20 protein-coding genes and 1 tRNA gene are annotated in these 22,387 nt (G+C 70.3%); 15 read left to right on the top strand and 6 right to left on the bottom strand.

What is annotated here, in order from left to right; translation table 11 throughout:
- Positions 1-141 precede the first annotated feature (141 nt).
- The 4 genes from ABZ321_RS05890 to ABZ321_RS05875 all read left to right on the top strand — a co-directional run bounded on the left by ABZ321_RS05890 (position 142) and on the right by ABZ321_RS05875 (position 7,454).
- Positions 142-1,644: an acyl-CoA carboxylase subunit beta gene (locus ABZ321_RS05890; RefSeq protein WP_344508435.1), complete on the top strand. Its 1,503-nt coding sequence runs from the start codon at positions 142-144 to the stop codon at positions 1,642-1,644.
- 12 nt (positions 1,645-1,656) lie between these two features.
- A complete protein-coding gene (locus tag ABZ321_RS05885) occupies positions 1,657-2,814 on the top strand; it encodes an acyl-CoA dehydrogenase family protein (protein ID WP_354889629.1) in 1,158 nt (385 codons plus the stop codon).
- A gap of 48 nt (positions 2,815-2,862) precedes the next feature.
- Positions 2,863-5,022: an MMPL family transporter gene (locus ABZ321_RS05880; protein WP_344508431.1), complete on the top strand. Its 2,160-nt coding sequence runs from the start codon at positions 2,863-2,865 to the stop codon at positions 5,020-5,022.
- A gap of 71 nt (positions 5,023-5,093) precedes the next feature.
- Positions 5,094-7,454, top strand: coding sequence for a helix-turn-helix domain-containing protein (locus ABZ321_RS05875; RefSeq protein ID WP_344508429.1), 2,361 nt, complete (start codon positions 5,094-5,096; stop codon positions 7,452-7,454).
- Positions 7,455-7,807: 353 nt separating this feature from the next.
- On the opposite strand, the gene ABZ321_RS05870 is transcribed toward ABZ321_RS05875, so the two are convergent.
- Complete coding sequence (locus tag ABZ321_RS05870) at positions 7,808-8,302, bottom strand: MarR family transcriptional regulator (protein WP_354889716.1); 495 nt, start codon at positions 8,300-8,302, stop codon at positions 7,808-7,810.
- Between the two features lie 108 nt (positions 8,303-8,410).
- Between ABZ321_RS05870 and ABZ321_RS05865 the strand changes: the two genes are divergently transcribed.
- Together ABZ321_RS05865 and ABZ321_RS05860 are read left to right on the top strand one after the other, a co-directional pair.
- Positions 8,411-8,986, top strand: coding sequence for a YceI family protein (locus tag ABZ321_RS05865; protein ID WP_344508427.1), 576 nt, complete (start codon positions 8,411-8,413; stop codon positions 8,984-8,986).
- Between the two features lie 191 nt (positions 8,987-9,177).
- The gene (locus ABZ321_RS05860; protein WP_344508425.1) at positions 9,178-10,653 is read left to right on the top strand and encodes a glutamate--cysteine ligase; all 1,476 of its coding nucleotides are present in this window, start codon (positions 9,178-9,180) and stop codon (positions 10,651-10,653) included.
- A gap of 194 nt (positions 10,654-10,847) precedes the next feature.
- Here ABZ321_RS05860 and ABZ321_RS05855 read toward each other — a convergent pair whose 3' ends face one another.
- Positions 10,848-12,308 (bottom strand): hypothetical protein, encoded by a 1,461-nt coding sequence (locus ABZ321_RS05855; RefSeq protein WP_354889626.1) that lies wholly within the window; start codon positions 12,306-12,308, stop codon positions 10,848-10,850.
- 151 nt (positions 12,309-12,459) lie between these two features.
- Between ABZ321_RS05855 and ABZ321_RS05850 the strand changes: the two genes are divergently transcribed.
- A complete protein-coding gene (locus ABZ321_RS05850) occupies positions 12,460-13,305 on the top strand; it encodes a PASTA domain-containing protein (RefSeq protein ID WP_354889624.1) in 846 nt (281 codons plus the stop codon).
- A gap of 43 nt (positions 13,306-13,348) precedes the next feature.
- On the opposite strand, the gene ABZ321_RS05845 is transcribed toward ABZ321_RS05850, so the two are convergent.
- Positions 13,349-13,612, bottom strand: a complete 264-nt coding sequence (locus ABZ321_RS05845) for a hypothetical protein (RefSeq protein ID WP_344508419.1) — start codon at positions 13,610-13,612, stop codon at positions 13,349-13,351.
- Positions 13,613-13,969: 357 nt separating this feature from the next.
- Between ABZ321_RS05845 and ABZ321_RS05840 the strand changes: the two genes are divergently transcribed.
- The 5 genes from ABZ321_RS05840 (at position 13,970) to ABZ321_RS05820 (ending at position 17,205) form a co-directional block, all read left to right on the top strand.
- Entirely contained in the window at positions 13,970-14,818 is an 849-nt protein-coding gene (locus tag ABZ321_RS05840; RefSeq protein WP_344508417.1) for a helix-turn-helix transcriptional regulator, read from the top strand.
- Complete coding sequence (locus ABZ321_RS05835; protein WP_344508415.1) at positions 14,818-15,045, top strand: DUF397 domain-containing protein; 228 nt, start codon at positions 14,818-14,820, stop codon at positions 15,043-15,045. Before ABZ321_RS05840 ends, ABZ321_RS05835 begins: the two co-directional genes overlap by 1 nt.
- Positions 15,046-15,190: 145 nt before the next feature.
- Positions 15,191-15,700 (top strand): hypothetical protein, encoded by a 510-nt coding sequence (locus ABZ321_RS05830; protein ID WP_344508413.1) that lies wholly within the window; start codon positions 15,191-15,193, stop codon positions 15,698-15,700.
- Between the two features lie 115 nt (positions 15,701-15,815).
- Positions 15,816-16,784: an adenosine deaminase gene (gene add, locus ABZ321_RS05825; protein ID WP_354889621.1), complete on the top strand. Its 969-nt coding sequence runs from the start codon at positions 15,816-15,818 to the stop codon at positions 16,782-16,784.
- Positions 16,785-16,899: 115 nt separating this feature from the next.
- Positions 16,900-17,205 carry a hypothetical protein gene (locus ABZ321_RS05820; RefSeq protein WP_354889619.1) on the top strand — a complete coding sequence of 102 codons (306 nt, stop codon included), beginning with the start codon at positions 16,900-16,902 and terminating at the stop codon, positions 17,203-17,205.
- A gap of 90 nt (positions 17,206-17,295) precedes the next feature.
- Here the strand turns inward: ABZ321_RS05820 and ABZ321_RS05815 are convergent, their stop codons facing one another.
- From ABZ321_RS05815 to ABZ321_RS05805, 3 genes are all read right to left on the bottom strand, one after another.
- Positions 17,296-18,102 (bottom strand): WecB/TagA/CpsF family glycosyltransferase, encoded by an 807-nt coding sequence (locus ABZ321_RS05815; protein ID WP_344508407.1) that lies wholly within the window; start codon positions 18,100-18,102, stop codon positions 17,296-17,298.
- Between the two features lies 1 nt (position 18,103).
- Positions 18,104-19,177, bottom strand: a complete 1,074-nt coding sequence (locus ABZ321_RS05810) for an NAD-dependent epimerase/dehydratase family protein (protein ID WP_344508405.1) — start codon at positions 19,175-19,177, stop codon at positions 18,104-18,106.
- A gap of 225 nt (positions 19,178-19,402) precedes the next feature.
- Positions 19,403-19,485: transfer RNA gene (locus ABZ321_RS05805), tRNA-Leu, on the bottom strand.
- Positions 19,486-19,621: 136 nt separating this feature from the next.
- Between ABZ321_RS05805 and ABZ321_RS05800 the strand changes: the two genes are divergently transcribed.
- From ABZ321_RS05800 to ABZ321_RS05790, 3 genes are all read left to right on the top strand, one after another.
- Entirely contained in the window at positions 19,622-20,398 is a 777-nt protein-coding gene (locus tag ABZ321_RS05800) for a DUF3662 and FHA domain-containing protein (protein ID WP_344508403.1), read from the top strand.
- A gap of 86 nt (positions 20,399-20,484) precedes the next feature.
- Positions 20,485-20,964 carry an FHA domain-containing protein gene (locus tag ABZ321_RS05795; RefSeq protein ID WP_327007183.1) on the top strand — a complete coding sequence of 160 codons (480 nt, stop codon included), beginning with the start codon at positions 20,485-20,487 and terminating at the stop codon, positions 20,962-20,964.
- Positions 20,961-22,379, top strand: a complete 1,419-nt coding sequence (locus ABZ321_RS05790; RefSeq protein ID WP_354889616.1) for a protein phosphatase 2C domain-containing protein — start codon at positions 20,961-20,963, stop codon at positions 22,377-22,379. Before ABZ321_RS05795 ends, ABZ321_RS05790 begins: the two co-directional genes overlap by 4 nt.
- The last annotated feature ends 8 nt before the right edge of the window (positions 22,380-22,387 follow it).

The following is a 22,387-nucleotide window of genomic DNA, read 5'->3' as shown; positions in this document are numbered from 1 at the left end:
ATCCGCAGGGGGACCCGGGGTCCCGCCGGGTGCACACCGACCCGTGCCCGACGAGCCATTGGTACTTGACCTCCGCTTCGGCTAACCTGAACGATCGTTAGACATAACGATCGTTCAGGTTGCTGACGCGGAGGTCGCGCCATGTTGGAGGAGCTTCGGAAGCGTGTCGAGGCCGGCGGTGCCGAGAAGTACCACGCGGCCAACGCTGCCCGGGGCAAGCTCTTCGCCCGTGAGCGGATTGCCCTGCTCGTCGACGAAGGAACCTTCGTCGAGGACGGGATGTTCGCCAACGTGCTGGCCGAAGGCCTGCCGGCCGATGGCGTCATCACCGGCACCGCGACCGTCGACGGCCGCCCGGTCTGCCTGATGGCCAACGACTCCACGGTCAAGGCCGGCTCCTGGGGCGCCCGCACCGTCGAGAAGATCATCCGGATCATCGAGAAGGCCTACGACACCGGCGTCCCCATGGTGTACCTGGTGGACTCCGCCGGCGCCCGCATCACCGACCAGGTCGAGCTCTTCCCCGGCCGGCGGGGCGCCGGGCGCATCTTCCACACGCAGGTCCGCGCCAGCGGCAGCATCCCGCAGGCCTGCGCCCTGTTCGGCCCGTCGGCCGCCGGCGGCGCCTACATCCCCGCCTTCTGCGACGTCGTCGCGATGGTCGAGGGCAACGCGTCGATGTACCTGGGCTCCGACCGGATGGTCGAGATGGTCACCGGCGAGAAGACCACCCTCGAGGCGATGGGCGGCGCGCGGGTGCACTGCGCGGAGTCCGGCGTCGGGCACTTCCTGTGCAAGACCGAGGCCGAGGCGATCGAGACGGTCCGTCGCTACCTGTCCTACCTGCCGTCCAACTGGACGCAGCCCGCGCCGGTCGCCGCGGCGGCTGCCGCCACCGGCCTGCCGGAGATCCCCGCCAGCGAGCGGCAGGCCTTCGACATGCGCAAGTTCGTGCGCGGTCTCGTCGACGAGGGCTCGTTCTTCGAGATCCAGGCGCTGTGGGCGCGGGAGCTCACCGTCGGCTTCGCCCGCATCGACGGCCGGCCCGTCGGCGTCGTCGCCAACAACTCGCTGTTCAAGGGCGGCGTGCTCTTCGTCGACTCCGCCGACAAGGCGACCCGGTTCGTGCAGCTCTGCGACGCGTTCAACGTGCCGCTGCTCTTCCTCGCCGACGTGCCCGGCTTCATGGTCGGCTCGGCCGTGGAGAAGCAGGGCATCATCCGGCACGGCGCCAAGATGATCACCGCGATCTCCGAGGCGACCGTGCCCAAGCTCTGCGTCGTGGTCCGCAAGGCGTATGGCGCCGGCCTCTACGCCATGGCCGGCCCGGGGTTCGAGCCCGACGCCACCATCGCCCTGCCCACCGCCAAGATCGCCGTGATGGGGGCGGAGGCCGCCGTCAACGCGGTCTACGCCAACAAGATCGCCGCGCTGCCCGACGACGAGGCGCGCGCCGCGTTCGTCGCCTCGGCCCGGGCCGAGTACGAGCGCGACATCGACATCATGCGCCTGGCCAGCGAGCTGGTCGTCGACACGGTCGTCGAGCCGGGCGCGCTGCGCGACGAGGTGGCCCGCCGGTTCGCCGCCGCCACCGGGAAAGACCGTCAATTCTCGCGCCGCCGTCACGGCGTCACGCCCGTCTGAGAGGTACCCGTCATGGTCGACTTCACCCTCGGCGAGGAGCTCGAGGCCCTCCGTCAGAGCGTTCGCGAGTTCGCCAACGACGTCGTGGCACCGGTCATCGGCGACTACTACGAGCGGCACGCGTTCCCGTACGACATCGTGCGCCAGATGGGCAAGATGGGCCTCTTCGGCCTGCCCTTCCCGGACCAGCACGGCGGCATGGGCGGCGACTACTTCGCCCTCTGCGTCGCCCTGGAGGAGCTGGCGCGCGTCGACTCCTCCGTCGCGGTCACCCTGGAGGCCGGCATCTCCCTCGGTGCCATGCCGATCTACCGCTTCGGCACCGACGAGCAGCGGGCCCAGTGGCTGCCGCGGCTCGTCACCGGCGAGGCGCTGGCCGCCTTCGGCCTCACCGAGCCGGGCGCCGGCTCCGACGCGGGCGGCACCCAGACCCGCGCGGTGCTGGACGAGGCCACCGGCGAATGGGTGATCAACGGCTCCAAGGCCTTCATCACCAACTCCGGCACCGACATCACCGCCCTGGTCACCGTCACGGCCGTCACCGGGGTCAACCCGGACGGCTCCAAGGAGCTCTCCTCGATCATCGTGCCGAGCGGCACGCCCGGCTTCACGGTCCAGCCCGGCTACTCCAAGGTCGGCTGGTGCGCCTCCGACACGCACGAGCTGAGCTTCTCCGACTGCCGGGTGCCGGCCGCCAACCTGCTCGGGCAGCGTGGCCGCGGGTATGCGCAGTTCCTGCAGATCCTCGACGAGGGGCGGGTCGCGTTCGCGGCGCTCGGCGTCGGGCTCGCCCAGGGCTGCGTCGACGAGTCGGTGGCCTACGCCAAGCAGCGCCGGGCGTTCGGCAAGGCGATCGGTGAGTACCAGGCGATCCAGTTCAAGCTCGCCGACATGGAGGCCCGCGCGCACACCGCCCGGCTGGCCTACTACGACGCGGCGTCCCGGCTGGTGAACGGCCGGGAGTTCAAGCGCCAGGCCGCCATCGCGAAGCTGCAGGCCAGCGACGCCGCGGTCACCAACGCCCGCGAGGCGACCCAGGTGCACGGCGGCTACGGCTTCATGAACGAGACGCCGGTGGCCCGCATGTGGCGCGACGCGAAAATCCTGGAGATCGGTGAGGGCACGTCGGAGGTACAGCGGATGATCATCTCGCGGTCGTTGGGTCTCTAACAAGACGGAGGATTTCGCCGCGCTCCACTGCCGTGCTTGCATACTGCGATGTTCGCGAAACTGGGCACGCTCATGGACCGCTACCGGTGGCCTGTCATCGGGGTGTGGCTGGCTGTGACCGTGGCCGGTGCCGTCTTCGGTGGCGCGCTGTTCGACCGGCTCGCCACCACGACCACCAACCGGGCCGACAGCGAGTCGGCGATCGCGCAGCAGCGCATCGACGAGCTGGCGCCCGAAGGGTCGATGGTCATCGCCGTCATCGAGGGCAAGGACGTCTACGACCCGGGGCTCAACGCGAGCGTCACCAAGGCCAGCCAGGAGATCAAGGCGATGGCCGGGGTGAAGGAGGTCAACGACCTCTACAACGGCCCCGGCGGGCAGATCGGCGCCGACAACATGAGCTCGACGGTGCGGGTCGAGCTCGACCCGAAGCTCGGTGAGGCCGCCCGCGAGAAGCTCGAGGACAAGGTCAAGGCGCGCCTGAAGCTGATCGAGGCGCCGAAGGTGACGGTCGGCGGGACGAAGATCGCGGAGCGGGCGTTCGGCGAGCAGTCGGTGCGGGACCTCGCGATCGGGGAGAGCATCGCGCTGGTCGCGCTGCTCGTCGTGCTGGTGCTGATCTTCGGCGGGGTGGTCGCCGCCGGGCTGCCGCTCGCGGTCGCGGTCGTCGGGGTCACGGGGTCGCTGCTGCTGCTGTTGGTGCTCAGCTTCGCGACGAAGGTGAGCGAATACTCCCTGAACGTCGTGACGCTGCTCGGGATCGGGCTCGCCGTCGACTACTCGCTGCTCATCGTCGCCCGGTTCCGGGAGGAGCGGCTCACGCACGAGCCGGCCGAGGCGCTCGTCGAGGCGGTCGCGCGGTCCGGCCGGGCGGTCGCGATCTCCGGCGTCGCGGTCGCGGCGACCCTCGCGGGGCTGACTGTGTTCGCCGAGCCGCTGCTCGCCGCGGTCGCGCTCGGCGGGGCCGCCGTCGTCGTGCTGGCGACGGTCGCGGCGCTGACGCTGGTGCCGGCGCTGCTCTCGCTCGCGAAGGACAGGATCCCGGCAGCCGGCGAGGGCCGGTTCACCTTCAAGACCGACCTGCTCGCGAAGCTGGCCACCAAGGCGCAGCAGTCGCCGTCGGCGGTCGCGGTCGGCGTGACCGTGGGCCTGCTGGTGCTGGCGGCGCCGCTGCTCGGGGCGAACTTCGCCAACTCCGACGCGCGGGCACTGCCGCACAGCAACGAGGCGCGGCAGGCGTACGACGCGCTGCAGAAGAAGTTCAACGACGAGCACCCGGAAGACGTGGTCGTGCTGCTGGAGGCCGGTCCCGAGCGCGCCGACGTCCGCATGTTCATGAACCAGGTCAGCAAGGACCTCTCCGGCCAGGTGTTCCGCCAGGAGGTGCGCCCCGACGTGCCCAAGGGCTGGACGGTCCTCGACCTGACCCCGAAGGGCGAGGTCGGCGGGCAGGAGGGCCTCGACCTGGTGCGCAAGGTGCGGGCCATGCCCACGCCGTTCCCGAAGTGGGTCACCGGCCCGAGCGCCGAGGTCGTCGACTACCAGGACTCCCTCGCCCGCCGGCTGCCGATCGCGGCGCTCATCGTGCTGATCGTGACCGTCGCGGTGCTGTTCATGCTCACCGGCTCGGTCGTCATCCCGCTCAAGGCCGTCCTGATGAACCTGCTGACCCTGATCGCCACGCTCGGCGTCCTGGTCGTGGTGTTCCAGTGGGGCTGGGGGCAGATCCCGCTCTTCTTCGATTCCTGGGGCGGCATCGACCTGACGACGCCGGTGCTGCTGTTCGTGTTCATCTTCGGCCTGTCGATGGACTACGAGGTCTTCCTCCTGGCGCGGATCAAGGAGGAGTACGACCGGCGCCCCGACACCAACCGGGCGGTCCTGCGCGGCATCACGAAGTCCGGCCCGGTCGTCACGGCGGCCGCGATCTGCATCGTCATCGTGTTCCTCGGCTTCGCGGTCGGCGGGCTGGTCGCGGTGAAGGAGATCGGCGTCGGCATGACGGTCGCCGTGGTCATCGACGTCACGGTGGTGCGGGGGCTGCTGCTGCCGGCGCTCATGACGATGCTCGACAGCTGGAACTGGTGGGCGCCGAGCTTCCTCAAGCAGCTGGGCAGGCGCAAGCCGGCGGCGGCCGGAAAGCCGGTCGCGGAGGATGAGACCGTCGAGGTGCCCGCCCTTGGCAACAACCGCGCCACCGACAGGTAACGCATCGATAACCGTCGTAGTTCCGACGCCTGGCTACTTCCAGACGGCTCCGATAAGTACCCTTCCACAACATGTCTCCAGTTGCGGATCATGATCCGCGGGGCGCCGGGGCAGGGTTCGCCGCCGCGTTGCGGACCCGCCGCCTGGCCCGGGGACTGACCCAGGACGAGCTGGCCACACGGGCCGGCCTCGGCGTGCGCACGCTGCGTGAGCTGGAGCGGGGCAGGGTCGCGCGGCCACAGCGGGGCACCCTCGCGCTGCTCGCCGACGCCCTCGACCTCGTCGGCACCGACCGTGAGGACTTCCTCACCGGCACCGTCACCGCCGCCCCGGCGACCCTGCCGCTGCCGACCGCGCCGGCGCTGATCGGCCGCGACGCCGACGTCGCCGAGCTGCTCGACCTGCTGGCGCACGCCGACCTGGTCGCGCTCGTCGGCCTCGCGGGCGTCGGCAAGACCGGGCTCGCCCACGCCGTCGCGCACGCGACCAGCGGCACCGCGGTCTCCGTGACGATCACCGACGTGTCCCAGCCGACCGACGTGTTCGCCGCGGTCGCCGCCGTCTTCGGGGTCGCCCGCGCCGAGGAGCTGCCCGACCGGCCGGCGCTGCTGGTCCTCGACGGGATCGACCGCTCGCACCGCAGCGCGGTCAAGGCGATCGGCTGGCTGCGGGCCCGGGTGCCGTCGGTGAAGATCCTCGCGACCAGCCGGCGCCCGCTCGCGGGCGCGGTCCCCGGCGCCGTCGACTGGCAGGTCGAGCCGCTGGAGCTGCCGCCGTCCGCGCCGGGCTCCGCGGCCGACGCGCGTCGCGTGCCGGCGGTCGCGCTGTTCCTCGACCGGCTCCGGCAGGTGCGGCGCGAGCCGGTGCCCGACGCGGAGATCCCGGCGGTCGCCGAGCTGGTCCGGCGCCTCGACGGGCTGCCGCTCGCGATCGAGCTCGCCGCCGCCCGCGGGCGGGTCCTCGAGCTGCCGGAGCTGCTGTCCCGCTACGGCAATCGCGTCCTCGACCTCGCCGCCACCGACCCCGCCGGGCAGCGGCTCCGCGACGCCGTCGCCGCGAGCTACCACCTGCTGGACGAGCCGGAGCAGGCCGCGCTGCGCCGGCTGGCGATGTTTCGGGGACGGTGGTCGCTGGAGCTGGCCGAGGCGCTGCTCGGGTTCAACGCCGAGGCGGTGCTCGACCGGCTCGTCGGGCTCGGCCTCGTCAGCGTCCGCGGCCCCGGCGACCTGCGCTTCCGCCTCCTCGACGTGGTCCGCGACTTCGCCACCGAGCGCTGCGTCGAGCACCTCGAGCTGCGCGCCCTGCGCATCCGGCACGCCGAGGTCATCACCCGGCTCGCCGTCCGGCTGGCGGCCGACCTCGTCGGGCCGGCCAGCGGCGCCGCCGTGTCGCGCCTGGACTACCTCAACAGCGACATCCGGACGGCGCTGCGGTACGCCGCCGTCCGCGAACCCGTGATCGCGCTGCGCCTCGCCGGGGCGATCCCGCGCTGGTGCCGATTGCGGGGCCGGGACGTCGAGGCGCACAGGCTGCTGCGGCGGCTGCTCGACGACCCGCGCACCGCCGGCTGCGACCCGCTGATCCGGGCGACAGCGCAGGTCGCGGCGGGGATGCTCGCGATGGCGCACGGGCGGGGCTTCGCCGAGCTCTGGCCGACCGAGGCGGCGCTCGAGGTGCTCGTCGCGCACGGGGACGCGGCGGGGGAGTTCGCCGCCCGCGGGGTCCTCTCCGGGGTCTGGCAGGCGGTCGGCGGCGCCGACGAGTCCCGCCGGCACGCCGAGGCGATGCTCGGGCTGGCGATCCGGACCGGCCGGATCCGCGAGATCGCCGTCTCGCAGAACAACCTGGCGTGGCACGACATCCGTACCGGTGACCTGGCCACCGCGGCCCGCCGGCTGGCCGGCGCCGGGCGGCGCGCCGCCGAGGCCGGTGACGCCCGCGTCCAGGCCCTCACCCAGGCCAACCTGGCGGAGGTCGCGCGCCTGGACCGCCGCTTCGACGAGGCCGTCGACCTGGCCCGCCGGGCGGCGTTCGCGTCCGCGGAGGTCGGCGACCCCACCCACCACGTCCGGGCGCTCGGCACGCTCGGGCAGGCGCTCGCCGAGTCGGGGCGCCCGCAGGAGGCGGCGGACGTCCTCGTCGAGCTGGCCGAGCTGCCCGGGAGCGCCGGGTTCACGGCGATGATCGGGGGCTATCTCGCGCTGGCGCGGGGAGACCGGCCGGCGGCGGCGGTCGCGTTCGAATCCGCGGCGAACCTGCTCGCCGGTCGCGATGACATCCGCGATGTGCTGGAGGCGCTCGTCGCACTGGCCGCCTGCGCCGCGCCGGACGACCGGGAGCGGGTGCTGGGCGAGCTGGCCGGGATCCGCGCGCGGGGCGGGCTGGCGCTGCTGCCGCGGGAGCGGGCGCTGCTGGAGTCGCCCGAGCAGTAGGGCACGGACGAAGACCCCCCGGGCGCGTGTTGCCTTCCCACCTGCTTCGTCCGTGCCGGTCCCCCTGGGGTGTTTCTTCCCCGGGCGGACACTAACGAAGTCGATGGCCCGGAATGCGGCTTTGCGGGGGTTTCACGACCTCGGGGCGGCGGAAGCTGCCGGTGATCCTGCCGGTCGCTTTCTTCCGTTCACGCGGCGCGGTGTCCGGTCGCCCGGCTGGTGTCTCGGCGTGCCGGTTCACGCGGCGCGGTGTGCTTCGTCGCGCCGGGCGGTTTCTACGCGGCGCGGTGTGCCTCGGTCGTGCCGGGCGGCTTTTACGCGGCGCGGTGTGTTTCGGTCGTGCCGGGCGGCTTTTACGCGGCGCGGTGTGTTTCGGTCGTGCGGCTCTGGTCCGCGACGCCGGAGGTGGCGCCGGGGCGGACGGCGTCACGGATCGTGCGGAGACCGCTGAGCAGCGTCTCCAGGTGCTCAGGCGACAGCCGTCCGGTGAACCACTCGTCGATCAGCGCGAGATGGTCCGGCAGGACCTCGTGCATCTTGGCCACGCCGGCGGGCGTCACGACGGTGAACGAGCCGCGCCGGTCGGTCGGGCAGGCGCGGCGGGTCGCCAGGCCGTCGCGCTCCAGGCGGTCGACGACCCGGGTCACACCGCTGGTCGACAGGCCGGTCTGCGCCGCGAGGTCGGTCATCCGCAGCTCGCCGCCCGGCGACCGGGCGAGCCTGACCAGCACCTCGAAGTCGACGTTGCCGAGGCCGTGCTCGGCCAGCTGGACGTTGAGACGCGCGGTCACACCGGTGAAGGCCTCGACGAACAGGCCCATGGCAGTGATTCGCGGATCTTCAAGCATCTCGTCGGTCACAGTGGCAGTCTATCAGAAGAGCTTGACAAACGAGACTCTGCCGTGAGTATATTTGCTTCAGCAAACTTCTCCACCACAGCTCATCTGGAGGGCATCATGACCGCACCGGTCGGCACCCGCGAGTACAACGGCGTCACGATCCCGACGCCGGGCAAGTTCGACATCGACCCGGCGCACACGCGGGTCAGCTTCGTCGCCAAGCACCTCATGGTGAGCAAGGTCCGCGGCGGCTTCACCAAGGCGACGGGCACCATCGTCATCGCCGAGGACCCGCTGGAGTCGCACGTCGAGGTCGAGATCGACGCCGCCAGCATCGACACCGGCGTGGCCGACCGGGACGGTCACCTTCGCAGCGCCGACTTCCTCGACGTCGAGAAGTGGCCGGCGCTGACCTTCAAGAGCACCCGCGTGACCGGCTTCTCCGGCGGCGAGTTCAAGCTGGTCGGCGACCTGACGATCCGCGACGTCACGCGCCAGGTCGAGCTCGATGTCGAGTTCGAGGGCCACGCGAAGAGCCCGTGGGGCCAGGAGGTCATCGGGTTCAGCGCGACCACCGAGATCGACCGCGAGGACTTCGGCATCACCTGGAACCAGGCGCTGGAGACCGGCGGCGTCCTCGTCGGCAAGAAGGTCAAGATTGAGATCGGTGCCGAGGGCGTGCGCCAGGGCTGAGCCTGAATTACGGCTCTTTGCTCCTTAAGCCGGAGTTTGACCATGCTGCAGAGGGTGGGCGAAATATCCCACCCTCCGCAAGGTTTCGATCACCGTAGGCTGAGGTTGCGCCCGTTTTGTCCCTAGCGGTACATCCAGACCACTCCTAACGTGGAGGGTCCACGGGGTCGGCCGGGGAGTTGGGGAACGGAATGGGGCAAGACGTCATACGGGGTGCGTTCACACGGGAGGATCGTGCCCGATATCGGTATAAAGTCCGCCGATGTCTAGACGTCTTCGCGCTGATGCTCAACGACTTCCGGTTCGATTCAGACCGGCCGATGACGGGGCTCGAGATCGAGCTCAACCTCATCGATCCTGAGGCGCAGCCCGCGATGCGCAACGCCGAGGTGCTCGCCGACCTGGCGGACCCGTCGTTTCAGACCGAGCTCGGGCAGTTCAACCTCGAGATCAACGTGGCGCCCAGGGTCATCGAGGGCGACGGCCTCGACGTGTACGAGCGGGAGGTCCTCGCCAGCCTCGTCCACGCCGACGAGCGCGCCCGCAAGTCGGACGCCCAGCTGGTGCTCATCGGGATCCTCCCGACGCTGCGCCCAGAGCACACGGTGCTGGCCAACCTGTCCAACAACCCGCGCTACCAGCTGCTCAACGAGCAGATCATCAACGCGCGCGGCGAGGACATCGCCCTGGACATCCGCGGGCAGGAGCGGCTCGAGGCGGAGTCCGACTCGATCGCCGCCGAGTCCGCGTGCACCAGCGTCCAGTTTCACCTGCAGGTCGCCCCCGAAGACTTCGCCATGCACTGGAACGCGTCCCAGGCGATCGCCGGGATCCAGGTCGCGGTCGGGGCCAACTCGCCGTACCTCTTCGGCAAGCGCCTCTGGGCGGAGACCCGCATCGCGCTGTTCGAGCAGGCCACCGACACCCGCCCGGAAGAGCTGAAGGCCCAGGGCGTCCGGCCGCGGGTCTGGTTCGGCGAGCGCTGGATCACGTCGATCTTCGACCTCTTCGAGGAGAACGTCCGCTACTTCCCGCCGCTGCTGCCCATCACCGACGACGAGGACCCCGTCGCCGTCATCGAGGCCGGCGGCGTGCCCAACCTGGGCGAGCTGCGCCTGCACAACGGCACGATCTACCGCTGGAACCGGCCGGTGTACGACATCATGAACGGCCGCCCGCACCTGCGCGTCGAGAACCGCGTCCTGCCCGCCGGCCCCACCGTCGTCGACCAGGTCGCCAACGCCGCGTTCTACTTCGGCCTGGTCGGCGAGCTCGTCCAGCAGGACCGTCCGATCTGGACGCAGATGACGTTCTCCGCCGCCGAGGAGAACTTCCACACCGCCGCCCGCGAGGGCCTCGACGCCCGCCTCTGGTGGCCCGACCGCGGCGAGGTGCAGGTCGCCGAGCTGGTCCTGGACGAGCTGCTGCCGCTGGCCTCGGCGGGCCTGGACCGCTTCGGCGTCCGCCCGGCCACCCGCGACCGCCTGCTCGGCGTCATCGAGGGCCGCTGCCGCACCGGCCGCAACGGCGCCGCCTGGCAGACCGAGACCGTCAACGATCTCCAGTCCAGACACCACCTCGACCGCCCTGCCGCCCTCCGCGCCATGCTCCAGCGGTACAGCGTCGGCCTGCACGCCAACGAACCCGTCCACACCTGGCCCATCTGACCCACCCGCCGATCCGCACCTCTCCGCCCTGCCGTTGGGGGAGCGGCCTCGTCCTGCCTTTCGGGTCGTTGGACGGTTGGCGCCGTCCGCATCATGCGTGACCAGGCACGGCGATCGTCCGGTGTGCGGACCGCCTCGGGTGTTGAGCTTCCCGCTGCTCTGGTCGTGTGGTGGGCGTGGCTGGACCGGCGGGGTTACTCGGCGGACTTGCCGCGGCCGCGGCCTCGGGTGCGGCCCGGGGCGGGTTTGGGCGGCTCCGGGGTCGCCGGGGCGGTGTCGGTGGGCCACAGGGGCTCGACGGAGCCGCGGGCCGGGGCCGGCTTCTTGGGTGCGGGGTCGGTGTCGTCGGAGACGGTGTCCTCGGCGTACGCGCGGTTGGCGGACTCGGAGGCGTAGGTGCGGCCCGAGGACTCGCCGCCGTAGGCGCGGGACGGGGCGTAGGCGTCGGACTCGAGGTCCTTGGCCGAGTCCAGGTCGGCGGCCTTGGTGGCCGTGGCCTTGGTGACGGCGGCCTTGCCGGTGGACGTCGGGGACTTGGGAGCGGCGGCCGGGGATTTGCCGCCCGCGCCGATCGTGACCGGCTCGGGGGTGCGGTCAGGGGCGGCGGTCCAGGGGTCGTCGGCGTCCTGCGGCTCGCCCCGCTCGGTGCGGCGGCGGGCCTCCGCGGCGTCGGCGTCGGCCAGGGCCTGGGTCCAGTCGGAGATGTCGGAGGCGGCCCGGGCCTCGCGCTCCGCGGCGGCGGCCTGGCGGGCGGCGCGGGCCTGGGCGCGGGAGCCGCGGGGGCCGATGGCGGAGACGATGACGGAGCCCGCGAGGCCGGCGAGGACCGCATACGGGGCGATGACGAACGCCGACAGCTGCGGGTCGCGCTCGCCGACGGCGGGAGCGGCCAGGAAGTAGGCGAGGGCGACCAGGAGCGGGCCGGCCGCGCCGGAGACCGCGACGCCGACGCGGTTGTCGCCGCGGCGGCTGGCGGGCCAGGCGGCGAGGGCACCGATGACCAGCGCTATGGCGAGCATGAGGAGCGCCCCGGGCAGGTTCACCATGTTGCGGATCCAGGTGGCGTCGGTGAACTGCCAGGTGCCGAGCTGGGCGGCGGTGGCGAGGTTGCCGTCGGCGCGGACCACGTCGACGACCGCGACGACCGCGAGGACCCACAGCCAGGCCGAGGAGGCGATGACGTTGGATGCGATCGCGCGGGCGGCCAGGGCGCCGACCGCGATCAGCAGGCCGACGATGATGCCGGCGATCGCATAGCCGCCGGCGGTGAAGTAGGGCGCGACGTTGTCGGGGCGGGGCGTGCGCGACGGCACGGCGACCAGCGGCACGACGATGAGGGCGCCGACCGCCGCGGACAGCGCGATCACGATCCGCCAGGCGGCGGTCAGTGCGTGTGCCCCGGGGGTCGAGGCGTTGCCCGCGACCGGGGTGTCGGCGGGGCTGAGCCGGTCCGCGCACAGGGCGCCGATGACCGTCGAGGACGCCGCGAGCCAGGCCACCCAGGCCAGGCTGCTGACCCAGATGGTCGCGCTGTTGCCGGCCGGCTGCCAGGAGATGATGCCCAGGCCATAGCCAAGACCGAGCTGCGCGGCACCCGCGCCCGCCGCGACACCGATCGCGGTGAATATTGAGGTTGCCCAGCTTCGTGCCGCCATGCCGCGCAGCGTACGCCCAGCCGTCCACCCGGGCGAGTCGATGTCAGCGGAACGTCAGGCCGTGCAGACGGCGGTCGCGGAGGGTGGGCCTGAGGTGGGCAACCTGTCCACTGGCAGGCGATATGTCGGACAAGGTGGTGAACTGGAACCTATGTCAGACGAGCCGGACGCCACCGCCCCGTTCGATCGATTGCCGCCGTCGGACGGGGGACCGACGCCGCCACGAGCGGAAGACCCCGACGCGACCCGGATCGGTCCGGGCGGCCAGGACCCGGACGCGACCCGGATCGGCCCGTCGAGCAGCAGGCCCACGGATCCGGACGCGACCAGGATCGGTGGCGGCACGTCGCCGCTGCGCCCCGACGACAGCGGCGCCACCAGGATCGGCGGTCCGCTCGGCAGCGACGAGTCGCCGCGGTGGTCCGCCCGCGCCAACGTCCCCCAGCCGGGTGACCCGTCGCTCCGCCCGGCCGCCGCGCCGGAGGAGTGGATCGAGGAAGAGGATCCGTACCAGGGACGCTCCTGGTTCACCCCGGTGATCATCGGCATCGTCGCGCTGGTCCTCGTCGGCGCGCTGAGCTTCGGGCTGTACCTCATCTATCAGGCCACCGCGGACGGCGACAACGCACCGTCCGACCAGCTGCCGGTGCCGACGGTGGCCGGCAGCAGCGTCGTACCGTCGCCGACACCGCAGCCGACGACCGCCGCCCCGACGTCGGAGGCGCCCACGGCGACCACCGCGGCCGCGCCGACCAGCGTCACGATCCCGCCGCTGACGGGCAACACCCTCGCCCAGGCGACGATCAAGCTGCAGCAGCTCGGGCTCGAGGTGAAGGTCGTCCGTCGCGCCGACGACTCCGTGCAGCCCGGCGAGGTCGCGGGGACGGACCCGGGCGCGGGCGAGATCGTCGCGCCGGGCGAGACCATCACCCTCTTCGTGGCGACGGAGCCGACGAAGGCGCCGTCGAGCAGGTCCCCGTCAGCGGTACCCAGTTAGGCGCCAGCGCTTCGCGATCGCGGCTCCTGCACCGACGTCGGCCCTATGCGGATGCGGAGACGGGCACCCGGCTGCCGGTCCGGGCGGTGCGGGTGACGAAGCCGGGCTGCAGGCCCTGGAGCTGCACGAAGATGGATCGGCGCTCGACGGCGTCGCCGGTGGCGTTGAGCTGGTAGCCGTCCAGCCACGCCCACCCGTCATAGGTCTGCCAGTCGTGCACCCGGATCACCCGGAACAGCATCGGCTGCACGAACTGCACGCTCGCGGCCTTGGTCACACGCAGCACGTCACCGGTCTTCGGTAACACAGGTAAGACTCCCGTCATCTGCCGGCAGGGGGAAGATCGGTCACGGGCCCCCGTAACCGCCGATCGGCTCGATCGTTTGTCGCTGCGTCCGCAGTGGTGTCCCGGTCGTCCTTGAGTCTCGTTGACGCGAAGATGAACAGACCGTGACCACCGCCACACCCACAGATTGCCCGAGGTCGGTGATCAATGCAACTTGCAGTGAGAAATTTCCATCTCACGCATGAGAGCGTCGCTCCCGAGTGGCGGGACCCCCGGGAGGTGGCGAGAATGTCGTGCCGATCCGGGTTGCGGACCTTCGTCAGGTTGCGCTGATCTATACGTATCGGAAATTCCGTGGGCCGGCGCGGAGGTGCAAGCGTGGCAAGTCGACGAGGCAGCCCGACGCTGCGACGCAGACAGCTCGGTATGGAGTTGCGCCGCCTTCGCGAGGCGGCACACGTCACCATCGATCATGTCGCCGAGCGACTGGAATGTTCCGGATCCAAGATCTCGCGGATCGAAACGGGACAGACCGGCGTCACCCCGCGCGACGTAAGGGACATGCTGGACATCTACGGTGTCGAGCCACAATACGCCGAGCAGTTGCTGAAATTCGCCAGGGAGGCACGCCAGAAGGGTTGGTGGCAGCTCTACGGTGACGTGCTCACCGGGGCCTACGTAGGCCTCGAAGCGGCCGCCGATCACATTCGTTCATATGAGGCGCTCGTCGTCCCCGGACTGCTGCAGACCGAGGAATACGCGCAGGCCATGATCCACGCGGCCCGTCCGGACATCAGTGTCACGGAGGTCGAGAAACGTGTGCGTGTCCGAATGAGCCGCCAATCGTTGGTCACCCAGGATGACCCGATAGATCTCTGGGTGGTGCTGGACGAGGCAGTGCTGCGCCGCCCGGTCGGCGGAAGAGCGGTCATGCGCCGTCAGCTCGAGCACCTGGGCACGGCAGCGGGATGGCCGAACGTGACCCTCCAGATCCTGCCCTTCTCCGCCGGTGCTCATGCCGGGATGGACGGGACATTCACGATGTTGCTGTACGACGAGTCCGCAGGGCAAAACTTCGTGTTCGCCTCGAACGCGGCCGGCGGTCTCTTTCTCGAGAAGGACGACGAACTGCAGCGCTACGGATTCATCTTTGACTACTTGCGCGCCAACGCACTCCGTCCGGACGAGTCAGTATCGATGATCGTGAAGCTGGCAAAGGAGTCGTAGTGAACATTGAGGCCAAGGGCTTCAGCGTGAATCTTGAGGGTGCCCGCTGGCGCAAGAGCACTCGCAGCGGTCCGTACTCGGACAACTGCGTCGAGGTCGCGTTCGTCGGCGGGGCTGTCGCGTTGCGCGACTCGAAGGACAAGGCCGGACCGGTGCTGCTGTTCACCCCCGAGGAGTGGGTGGCCTTCGTCGGCGGGACCAAGGACGGGGAGTTCGATCTCTCGTAGGCGAAACGCCAGGTCAAAATCGACCGGCCCGGCCCGCGACGGTGGTATCGCCGTTGCGGACCGGGCCGGTCATCGTTGTATTCAATGAGCGCTCAGGAACTTCACGCCAGATCCGAACACCCGAGTCAGATAAGGCTTGTATCCGATGAACAATGGCCCCGACAACTTCGGCAACGGTTCGTCGAAGACCGACGACCGTTTCTCCGGGCAGCTCGGTAGCTACCGCCCGGGCGGCCGCCGGGACGTCATCGGCGACGGGCCGATCGACGAACTGTCGCCGCGCAACGGTTCGCCGCTGGACCGCGCCTCGTCGCCGTTGGACCGTGCCTCGTCACCACTGGACCGTGCGTCCCTGCCGCTGGACAACTCGCCGATCGCCGCATCGCTGACGCCGCCGAAGCTGCCCGAGTCGTCCCTGGTGGCGGACCTCAGCCCGCTGACCGAGCCGATGTTCGGCCGCGGCGGCGTGCTGCAGGACTCCTGGCTCGATGGCCCCAGCCAGTCGATGGCCGACCACCCGCTGCTGCGGGGGCTCCTGCTGGAGCTGCCGCCGAAGGGCACGGTGCCGCAGCAGGAGTGGCTGGACCGCTGGTTCGAGGCGGCCCGCTCGATCCTGGAGCTCATCTACTCGCAAGAGGCCCGAGGCCTGAAGTAGCTCGCCGGTCGACAGGTCGAATCCCATGCCGTAGAAAGCAGGGAGGCTCGACCTGGGGAGGTCGGACGGGCTCCGGTGCGCGCGAGCGCGCCGGACCCGTCGATAAGTTGAACCCATGAGTTATCCCAAGATCGAGCTGCACGTGCACCTCGAAGGGGCGATCCCGCCCGCGACGCTGCTGGAGATCGCCCGGCGCAACGACCTGCCGCTGCCGGTCGACACCGTCGAGGGCGTGCTGGGGCTGTATGAGTTCACCGACTTCAAGAAGTTCGTCGAGGTCTGGATCCTCACCACGAACTGCCTGCGCACCGCGGACGACTTCCGGCAGATCGTGGTCGACTACGCCGGCGTGGCCGCGTCGCACGGTGCCGTGTACCTGGAGGCGATCTTCTCTCCCGGGGAGCGGGCCCAGCGCGGTGTGGCCTGGGAGGACCTGTACGAGGGCTACACCGACGGCATCGTCGAGGCGCGGGAGCGGCACGGCGTGATCGTCCGGCTGACCCCGGACCTCTACCGCGGCATGCCGGTCGACGTGGCGGAGGACGTCGCCCGGTGGAGCGTGCGCTACGCGGACCGGGGCATCGTCGGCCTCGGCCTCGGCGGCAACGAGCAGGCGGGCCCCGCGACGACCTACGCGAAGGCGTTCGAGCTGGCCCGCGACGGCGGACTGGCGATCGTGCCGCACGCCGGCGAGTCGGCCGGCGCCGAGTCGGTCCGCGAGATCCTGACCCTCGCACCCGACCGGCTGCGGCACGGCATCCGTGCCGTCGACGATGCCGGTGTACTGGCAGAGATCGTCGATCGGGGGCTGGTGCTGGACGTCTGCCCGACCTCGAACGTGCGGACCCGGTCAGTAGAGTCGCTCGCGTCGCACCCGTTGCCGGCCCTGCTGGCGGCGGGGGTGCCCTGCACGGTCAACACCGACGACCCGGCGATGTTCAACACCGATCTGGCTCAAGAGCACCGCGTCGCTGCCGATCTCGGTCTCAGTGCGAAGGACGCCTACCTGGCCGGCGTCGCGGGCGCTGCCTGCGACGACGACACTCGCGTACTGCTGAAGAGCAAGATCAGTGATATCGGCTGAATGTCCGATTGGTGCGCTACGTTCGGCCCGGGTCGGGTGTCGCAAAGTTGATGGTCGATCTTGAAATGTCCGCTTAGCTTTGGGCGGGTTCGCTGGTAGGAACGGGGAGGCAAGGGTGAGTGACGTGTCTGATTTGATGTTCGCATTGATGAGTGGCGGCGGCCTCCTGGCCCTCAGCATCGGTGCATTCGGCGTGCTTGACGCCTTCCACAAGCGCGGGATCGGCGAGAAGCGCGTGGACTGGCTGATCGGCCTCTACGCGTTCGGCGTCGTCATGAACATCGTCGCTTACGTGTTGCTCGACCGCTGGTACATCGCGGCGCCGCTGGCACTCATGCTGGTGCCGGCCGAGCGCGCGCTGGAGAAGCGTGGCACCTTCAAGCGCCGCGCCGTCAAGGTCGACGCGATCACCGGTCGCTGAGCACGGACAAACACTGACGCCGGTCCCCGAGGGGGCCGGCGTCATGCTGTGCTTTCATGCTGTGCTTCCGGACGGGCTACCCGCCCGGCTTCAGACCGCGAACGTGCTCAGCGGCTCCGTGGCCGGCGCCGGCGGCGTGGCCCGCCACAGGCGGGTCTTCTGCGCGCCGAGCCGGGCCAGGTAGGCCGGGTTGAGCAGCACGTAGCGGCGCCAGAGCCGCTTGGGCTCCAGGCCGAGCCGCCACAGCCACTCCAGGGCGTACTTCTGCATCCACGCGGGCGGGTTCTTCAGCCCGCCGGCGTGATAGTCGAACGCCGCGCCCACCGCCAGCATCGGCGCGTCCACCAGGTGGCGCATGCCGTAGACGAAGATCTCCTGGCGGGGGCAGCCGAGGCCGACCATCACCACGCGCGCGCCGGACGCCTTGATCCGCGCCGCGATCTCCTCGGGCTCACCCGGCTGCGCCGAGCGGAACTTCGACGCCTCCATGCCGGCGATCTTGAGCGCCGGGAACCGCTCGTGCAGCTTGCTGATCAGAAGTTCGAGCGTCTGCTCGGTCGAGCCGTACAGGTACACCGGCAGACCCTGCTCCGCGCTGGCCCGCAGGACCCGCAGCGTGAGCTCCGGGCCATAGACCCGGTCGGCGAGCCGCGCGCGGTGCAGCAGGTTGAGCGCCCAGCGCACAGGCTGACCGTCGGGCGTCACGAGGTCGAACGCGTTGAGCCTGGCGCCGTGCGCCTTGTCCTGCACGCCGGTCATCACACCGTGCACGGCGAGCGCCGTCACCGCGAGCGGCCGGCCCTCCCGGGCGGCGCTCATGACCTTCTCGACGGCGCTGTCGTAGTCGACGGCGCTGACCTGCACGCCGAGGACGTTCTGCTTCCCCTGGTCGATCAAGTCAGGCCGCCGGGGTCCACTTGCCGACGTTGGCCTCGTAGATCTCCTGACAGATCATCGGCACGTCGTACACCTGCTTCCAGTCTGGGTAGTCCAGCTGGAAGCGCTCGTTGGACCCGATCCACCACTGGTGGTCGCCGACCCGGTTGGCCTCGTGGTATTCGGTGACCATCTCGTTGCCGGTGATCCGCTGCGCGAGCGCGAACACCTCCAGGTGCGAGGTGTTGGAGTGCCGCCCGCCACCGAGGTTGTAGACCGCGGCGCTGCGCGGCGCCCGGAAGAAGGCCTCGAACGCGGCGACCACGTCGTGCGAGTGGATCGCGTCGCGGACCATCTTGCCCTTGTACCCGAAGATCTTGTACGTGCGGCGCTCCATCGCGCACCGCATCACGTACCCGAGGAAGCCGTGCAGCTCGGTGGCCGAGTGCGCCGGCCCGGTCAGCGTCCCACCCCGGAAGCACGCGGTCTTCATGTCGAAGTAGCGCCCGTACTCCTGCACCATCACGTCGGCGGCGACCTTCGAGGCCCCGAAGACGGAATGCAGACAGGCGTCGATCGACATGTCCTCCTTGATGCCGTTCTCGTACGGGTGACCCGCCTCGATCTCCCACCGCGTCTCCTGCTCGACCAGCGGCAGGCTGTTGGGCCGGTCGCCATACACCTTGTTGGTCGAACAGTGGATGAACGGCGCCTCGATGCAGTGCTCCCGCACGTTCTGCAGCATGTTGAGCGTGCCGCCGGCGTTCACGTCGAAGTCCGTGAACGGGTCTCGCACCGCCCAGTCGTGACTCGGCTGCGCCGCGGTGTGCACGACCAGCGCCACGTCCTTGCCGTAGCGCCTGAAGATGGCAGCCAGCGCGTCCCGGTCCCGGATGTCCACGTCATGGTGCGTGTATGCGTCCCCGAGGTCGCTCGTCAGCCCCACCACGTTCCACGCGGTCGAGGCCTCCGCCCCGAAGAACTGCTTCCGCATGTCGTTGTCGATGCCGACGACATCCAGCCCCAACGAGGCAAAGTGTCGGACAGCCTCGGACCCGATCAACCCGGCAGACCCGGTGACGATGACGACGCTCACGAGCAGAACTCCTTGCCACTCCAGCAGGACCGGCCGAGCATACCCCGCACGCGAGAGTCGCTATTTTGACGCACGACCAAGACAAAGTCCGACCACCCGCCGCTCTTGAGGGGGCGTGGGTGGAGCGCAGCTCCCCCAATGGGGAGCGAGGCGTCAGCCTCGCGCGAGGGAGGACGCAACGAAAAAGTGAGCGCACTCCGCGAACAGAGTGCGCTCACCGTTGTGTGGGGAAGGGGGGAGTTGAACCCCCACGCCCTTTCGGGCACACGGACCTGAACCGTGCGCGTCTGCCATTCCGCCACTTCCCCTGGCAGTGCCCCAGCGTAGCGTGTGCTAACTCGGCGTTTTCACCGGGTTAGTACTAGGCTGCCCTGGGCGCCACGGAAGAGTAGCACGGGCTAGCCGGTGAGGATGCAACCGGGCGTGCGACGTCCGGATACCATCATGACCTCGGAACCCGAGGAGGAACCGGTGAGTGTGCTGCAGCGCTTCGAGAAGCGCCTAGAGGGCCTGGTCGAGGGGGCCTTCGCAAAGGTCTTCAAGGGGGTCGTCCACCCCGTGGAGATCCTCAACGCCATGCAACGGGAGGCGGAAGCCCACAAGGCGATTCTGGCTGGCGGGCGCACGCTCGTGCCGAATCGCTACGTGATCGACCTGTCGCCCTATGACCACAGTCGGCTGGCGCCGTACGCCGCCGCGCTCGCCCAGGAGCTCGCCCAGTCGCAGGCGGAGTTCATCGGCGAGCAGGGGTGGACGGTCTACGGCGACGTGATCGTCGAGATCGAGCGGGGCGACGGCCTCGACACCGGCATGTTCCGGGTCACGGCCGAGGTCTACACCGGCGGCGAGGTCGCGCCGCAGGCCGCGCCCGACCCCTACGGCGGCTACAACCAGGGCGGCGGCTACGGCCCCGGCCCCGGCGGCCCCGGTGGGCCTGCCCGCAACGTACGACTGGTGTCCGGCGACGGGCGAAGCTACCCTCTGTCGATCGGCTCGACCGTGATCGGCCGGGGCGATCAGGCCAACATGCGCCTGCCAGATGTCGGCATCTCGCGCCGTCACGCGCGACTCGACTTCGACGGTGCGCAGGTGGTGCTCACCGATCTCGGCTCGACGAACGGCACGATGGTCAACGGGCAACGCGTCTCCGCGGTCGCGTTGAATCCCGGTGACATGATCCAGCTCGGCACGACCACGCTCACCTACCGCGTGGATGGCTGAAGTCCCTGCACCACGTGGTCGACGTTAGGCGGATCTGCATGAGTGCACCTGCTCGACCGGGCCTCCGGGCCCCTGATAGGTCGTAGATGGAATTTGTCATTACGGTCGCCCGCTACGGGCTGCTCGTGCTGCTGTGGATCTTTGTGTTCACGGTGGTGGGAGTGATCCGGCGCGACCTGTTCGCGGGCTCTCGAACGAGCCGGATCGTCGCCGCGCCCCGGGGGGTTGGTGCGGCGACGGCTCCTGGCCGTCCGGCGAAGGTGAAGCGCGGCAAGACCGCCCACCAGCTCTTCGTCACCGCCGGCTCACTGGCGGGCACCCGGATCACACTCGGTGAGGCGCCGATCACAATCGGCCGCGCCGAGGATTCGACGCTGGTGATCACCGATGACTACGCCTCGGCGAAGCACGCCCGCCTCGTGCCCCGCGCCGGCCAGTGGTACCTCGAGGATCTCGGCTCGACCAACGGCACCTACCTCGACAAGACCAAGGTCGGCGCACCTACCCCCGTCCCCCTCGGCGTGCCGATTCGCATCGGCCGCACTTCTCTCGAGTTACGGCCATGACCCTCACCTTGCGCTACGCGGCCCGCAGTGACCGCGGTCTGATTCGGAGTGGGAACCAGGACTCCGTCTACGCCGGACCGCGGCTGCTCGCCGTTGCCGACGGAATGGGCGGCATGGCCGCCGGTGACGTCGCCAGCAACATCGTCATCGCCACCATGGCGCCGCTCGACGAGGATGTGCCCGGCAACGCCATGATCGACACGCTTCGCGGCGCCGTCGACCTGGCCAACCAGCAGATCCGCGACGCCGTCGAGGAAAACCCGGCCATGGAAGGCATGGGCACCACCCTCACCGCCATGCTGTTCTCCGGCACCAAGATGGGCATGGTCCACATCGGCGACTCCCGCGCGTACATCGTGCGTGACGGAGAGTTCGCCCAGGTGACCAAGGACGACACGTACGTCCAGATGCTCGTCGACGAGGGCCGGATCAGCCTGGAGGAGGCCAACAGCCATCCCCAGCGCTCGCTGCTGACGCGCGCCCTCGACGGGCGCGACGCCGACCCCGAGTATTCGGTGCGCCAGGTCAAGACGGGCGACCGCTACCTGCTGTGCAGCGATGGGCTCTCCGGCGTGGTCAGCGCCGAGACGATCGAGTCGACGCTGCGCGAGTACGTCGACCCCAACCAGTGCGCCGGCCGGCTCATCGAGCTCGCCCTGCGCGGTGGTGGCCCGGACAACATCACCGTGATCGTCGCCGACGTCACCGACGAGGACATCGTCGAGGAGCGGCCGATCGTCGGGGGTGCGGCCGCCCAGGACCGCGGCATGGCCACGTCCGCCGACCAGTCGATGTCCTCGGCCCGGGGTGCCGCGCTCGCCGCGCCGCGCCCGCCGGTGCCGGAGTCCGACGAGGATGCGCGGGCGCACGCCGCGGCGACCGCCCGTGACGAGGCCGGCCGCCCGAAGCGCCACCCGGTGCGCACCGTCGTCCTGCTGGTGGTGCTGCTGGGCCTGCTCGGCGGTGGCCTCTGGTACGGGTGGAGCGTCACCCAGTCGCGCTACTACGTGGGCGCGACCGACGACGGCACCGTCGCGATCTTCAAGGGCGTCCCGGGCAAGATCGCTTGGATCGACCTGTCCGAGGTCTACGAGTCGAGCGAGCTCAAGCTCGACGACCTGACCCCGGCCGCCCAGGGCACGGTCAAGCAGGGCATCCAGGTCGACAGCCTGGACCAGGCCAAGGACAAGCTCGCGGCGCTGACCGACCCCGAGAACCCGTCGCGGAAGCAGCCGTGCCCGAGCGGCGAGCCGACCACCGACGCGTCCGCCAGCCCCACCGGCGCGGTCGTGCCCAGCATGACCTCCAGCGTCTCGGCCGGCACGGGTGCCGCGTCGCCGGCGCCGACCACGGCCGCGGTGACCACCGAGCCGCCGATGGCGTCCGAGACCCCGACCCCGTCCGCCAGCTGCTGATCCGACGA

The organism is Dactylosporangium sp. NPDC006015, from assembly GCF_040614215.1.
Lineage (GTDB): Bacteria > Actinomycetota > Actinomycetes > Mycobacteriales > Micromonosporaceae > Dactylosporangium > Dactylosporangium maewongense.
Note: the sequence above shows the minus strand (reverse complement) of the source record. Positions and strands in the feature narration are given on the sequence as shown.

Excerpts from the sequence above, each read along its gene's own strand:
- ABZ321_RS05880 (WP_344508431.1), top strand. The coding sequence starts at position 2,863 with ATGTTCGCGAAACTGGGCACGCTCATGGACCGCTACCGGTGGCCTGTC.
- ABZ321_RS05850 (WP_354889624.1), top strand. The coding sequence starts at position 12,460 with ATGTCAGACGAGCCGGACGCCACCGCCCCGTTCGATCGATTGCCGCCG.
- ABZ321_RS05800 (WP_344508403.1), top strand. The coding sequence starts at position 19,622 with ATGACCTCGGAACCCGAGGAGGAACCGGTGAGTGTGCTGCAGCGCTTC.
- ABZ321_RS05830 (WP_344508413.1), top strand. The coding sequence starts at position 15,191 with ATGAACAATGGCCCCGACAACTTCGGCAACGGTTCGTCGAAGACCGAC.
- ABZ321_RS05875 (WP_344508429.1), top strand. The coding sequence starts at position 5,094 with ATGTCTCCAGTTGCGGATCATGATCCGCGGGGCGCCGGGGCAGGGTTC.
- ABZ321_RS05855 (WP_354889626.1), bottom strand. The coding sequence starts at position 12,308 with ATGGCGGCACGAAGCTGGGCAACCTCAATATTCACCGCGATCGGTGTC.
- ABZ321_RS05870 (WP_354889716.1), bottom strand. The coding sequence starts at position 8,302 with ATGCTTGAAGATCCGCGAATCACTGCCATGGGCCTGTTCGTCGAGGCC.
- ABZ321_RS05865 (WP_344508427.1), top strand. The coding sequence starts at position 8,411 with ATGACCGCACCGGTCGGCACCCGCGAGTACAACGGCGTCACGATCCCG.
- ABZ321_RS05790 (WP_354889616.1), top strand. The coding sequence starts at position 20,961 with ATGACCCTCACCTTGCGCTACGCGGCCCGCAGTGACCGCGGTCTGATT.
- ABZ321_RS05860 (WP_344508425.1), top strand. The coding sequence starts at position 9,178 with ATGGGGCAAGACGTCATACGGGGTGCGTTCACACGGGAGGATCGTGCC.
- add (WP_354889621.1), top strand. The coding sequence starts at position 15,816 with ATGAGTTATCCCAAGATCGAGCTGCACGTGCACCTCGAAGGGGCGATC.
- ABZ321_RS05885 (WP_354889629.1), top strand. The coding sequence starts at position 1,657 with ATGGTCGACTTCACCCTCGGCGAGGAGCTCGAGGCCCTCCGTCAGAGC.
- ABZ321_RS05890 (WP_344508435.1), top strand. The coding sequence starts at position 142 with ATGTTGGAGGAGCTTCGGAAGCGTGTCGAGGCCGGCGGTGCCGAGAAG.
- ABZ321_RS05795 (WP_327007183.1), top strand. The coding sequence starts at position 20,485 with ATGGAATTTGTCATTACGGTCGCCCGCTACGGGCTGCTCGTGCTGCTG.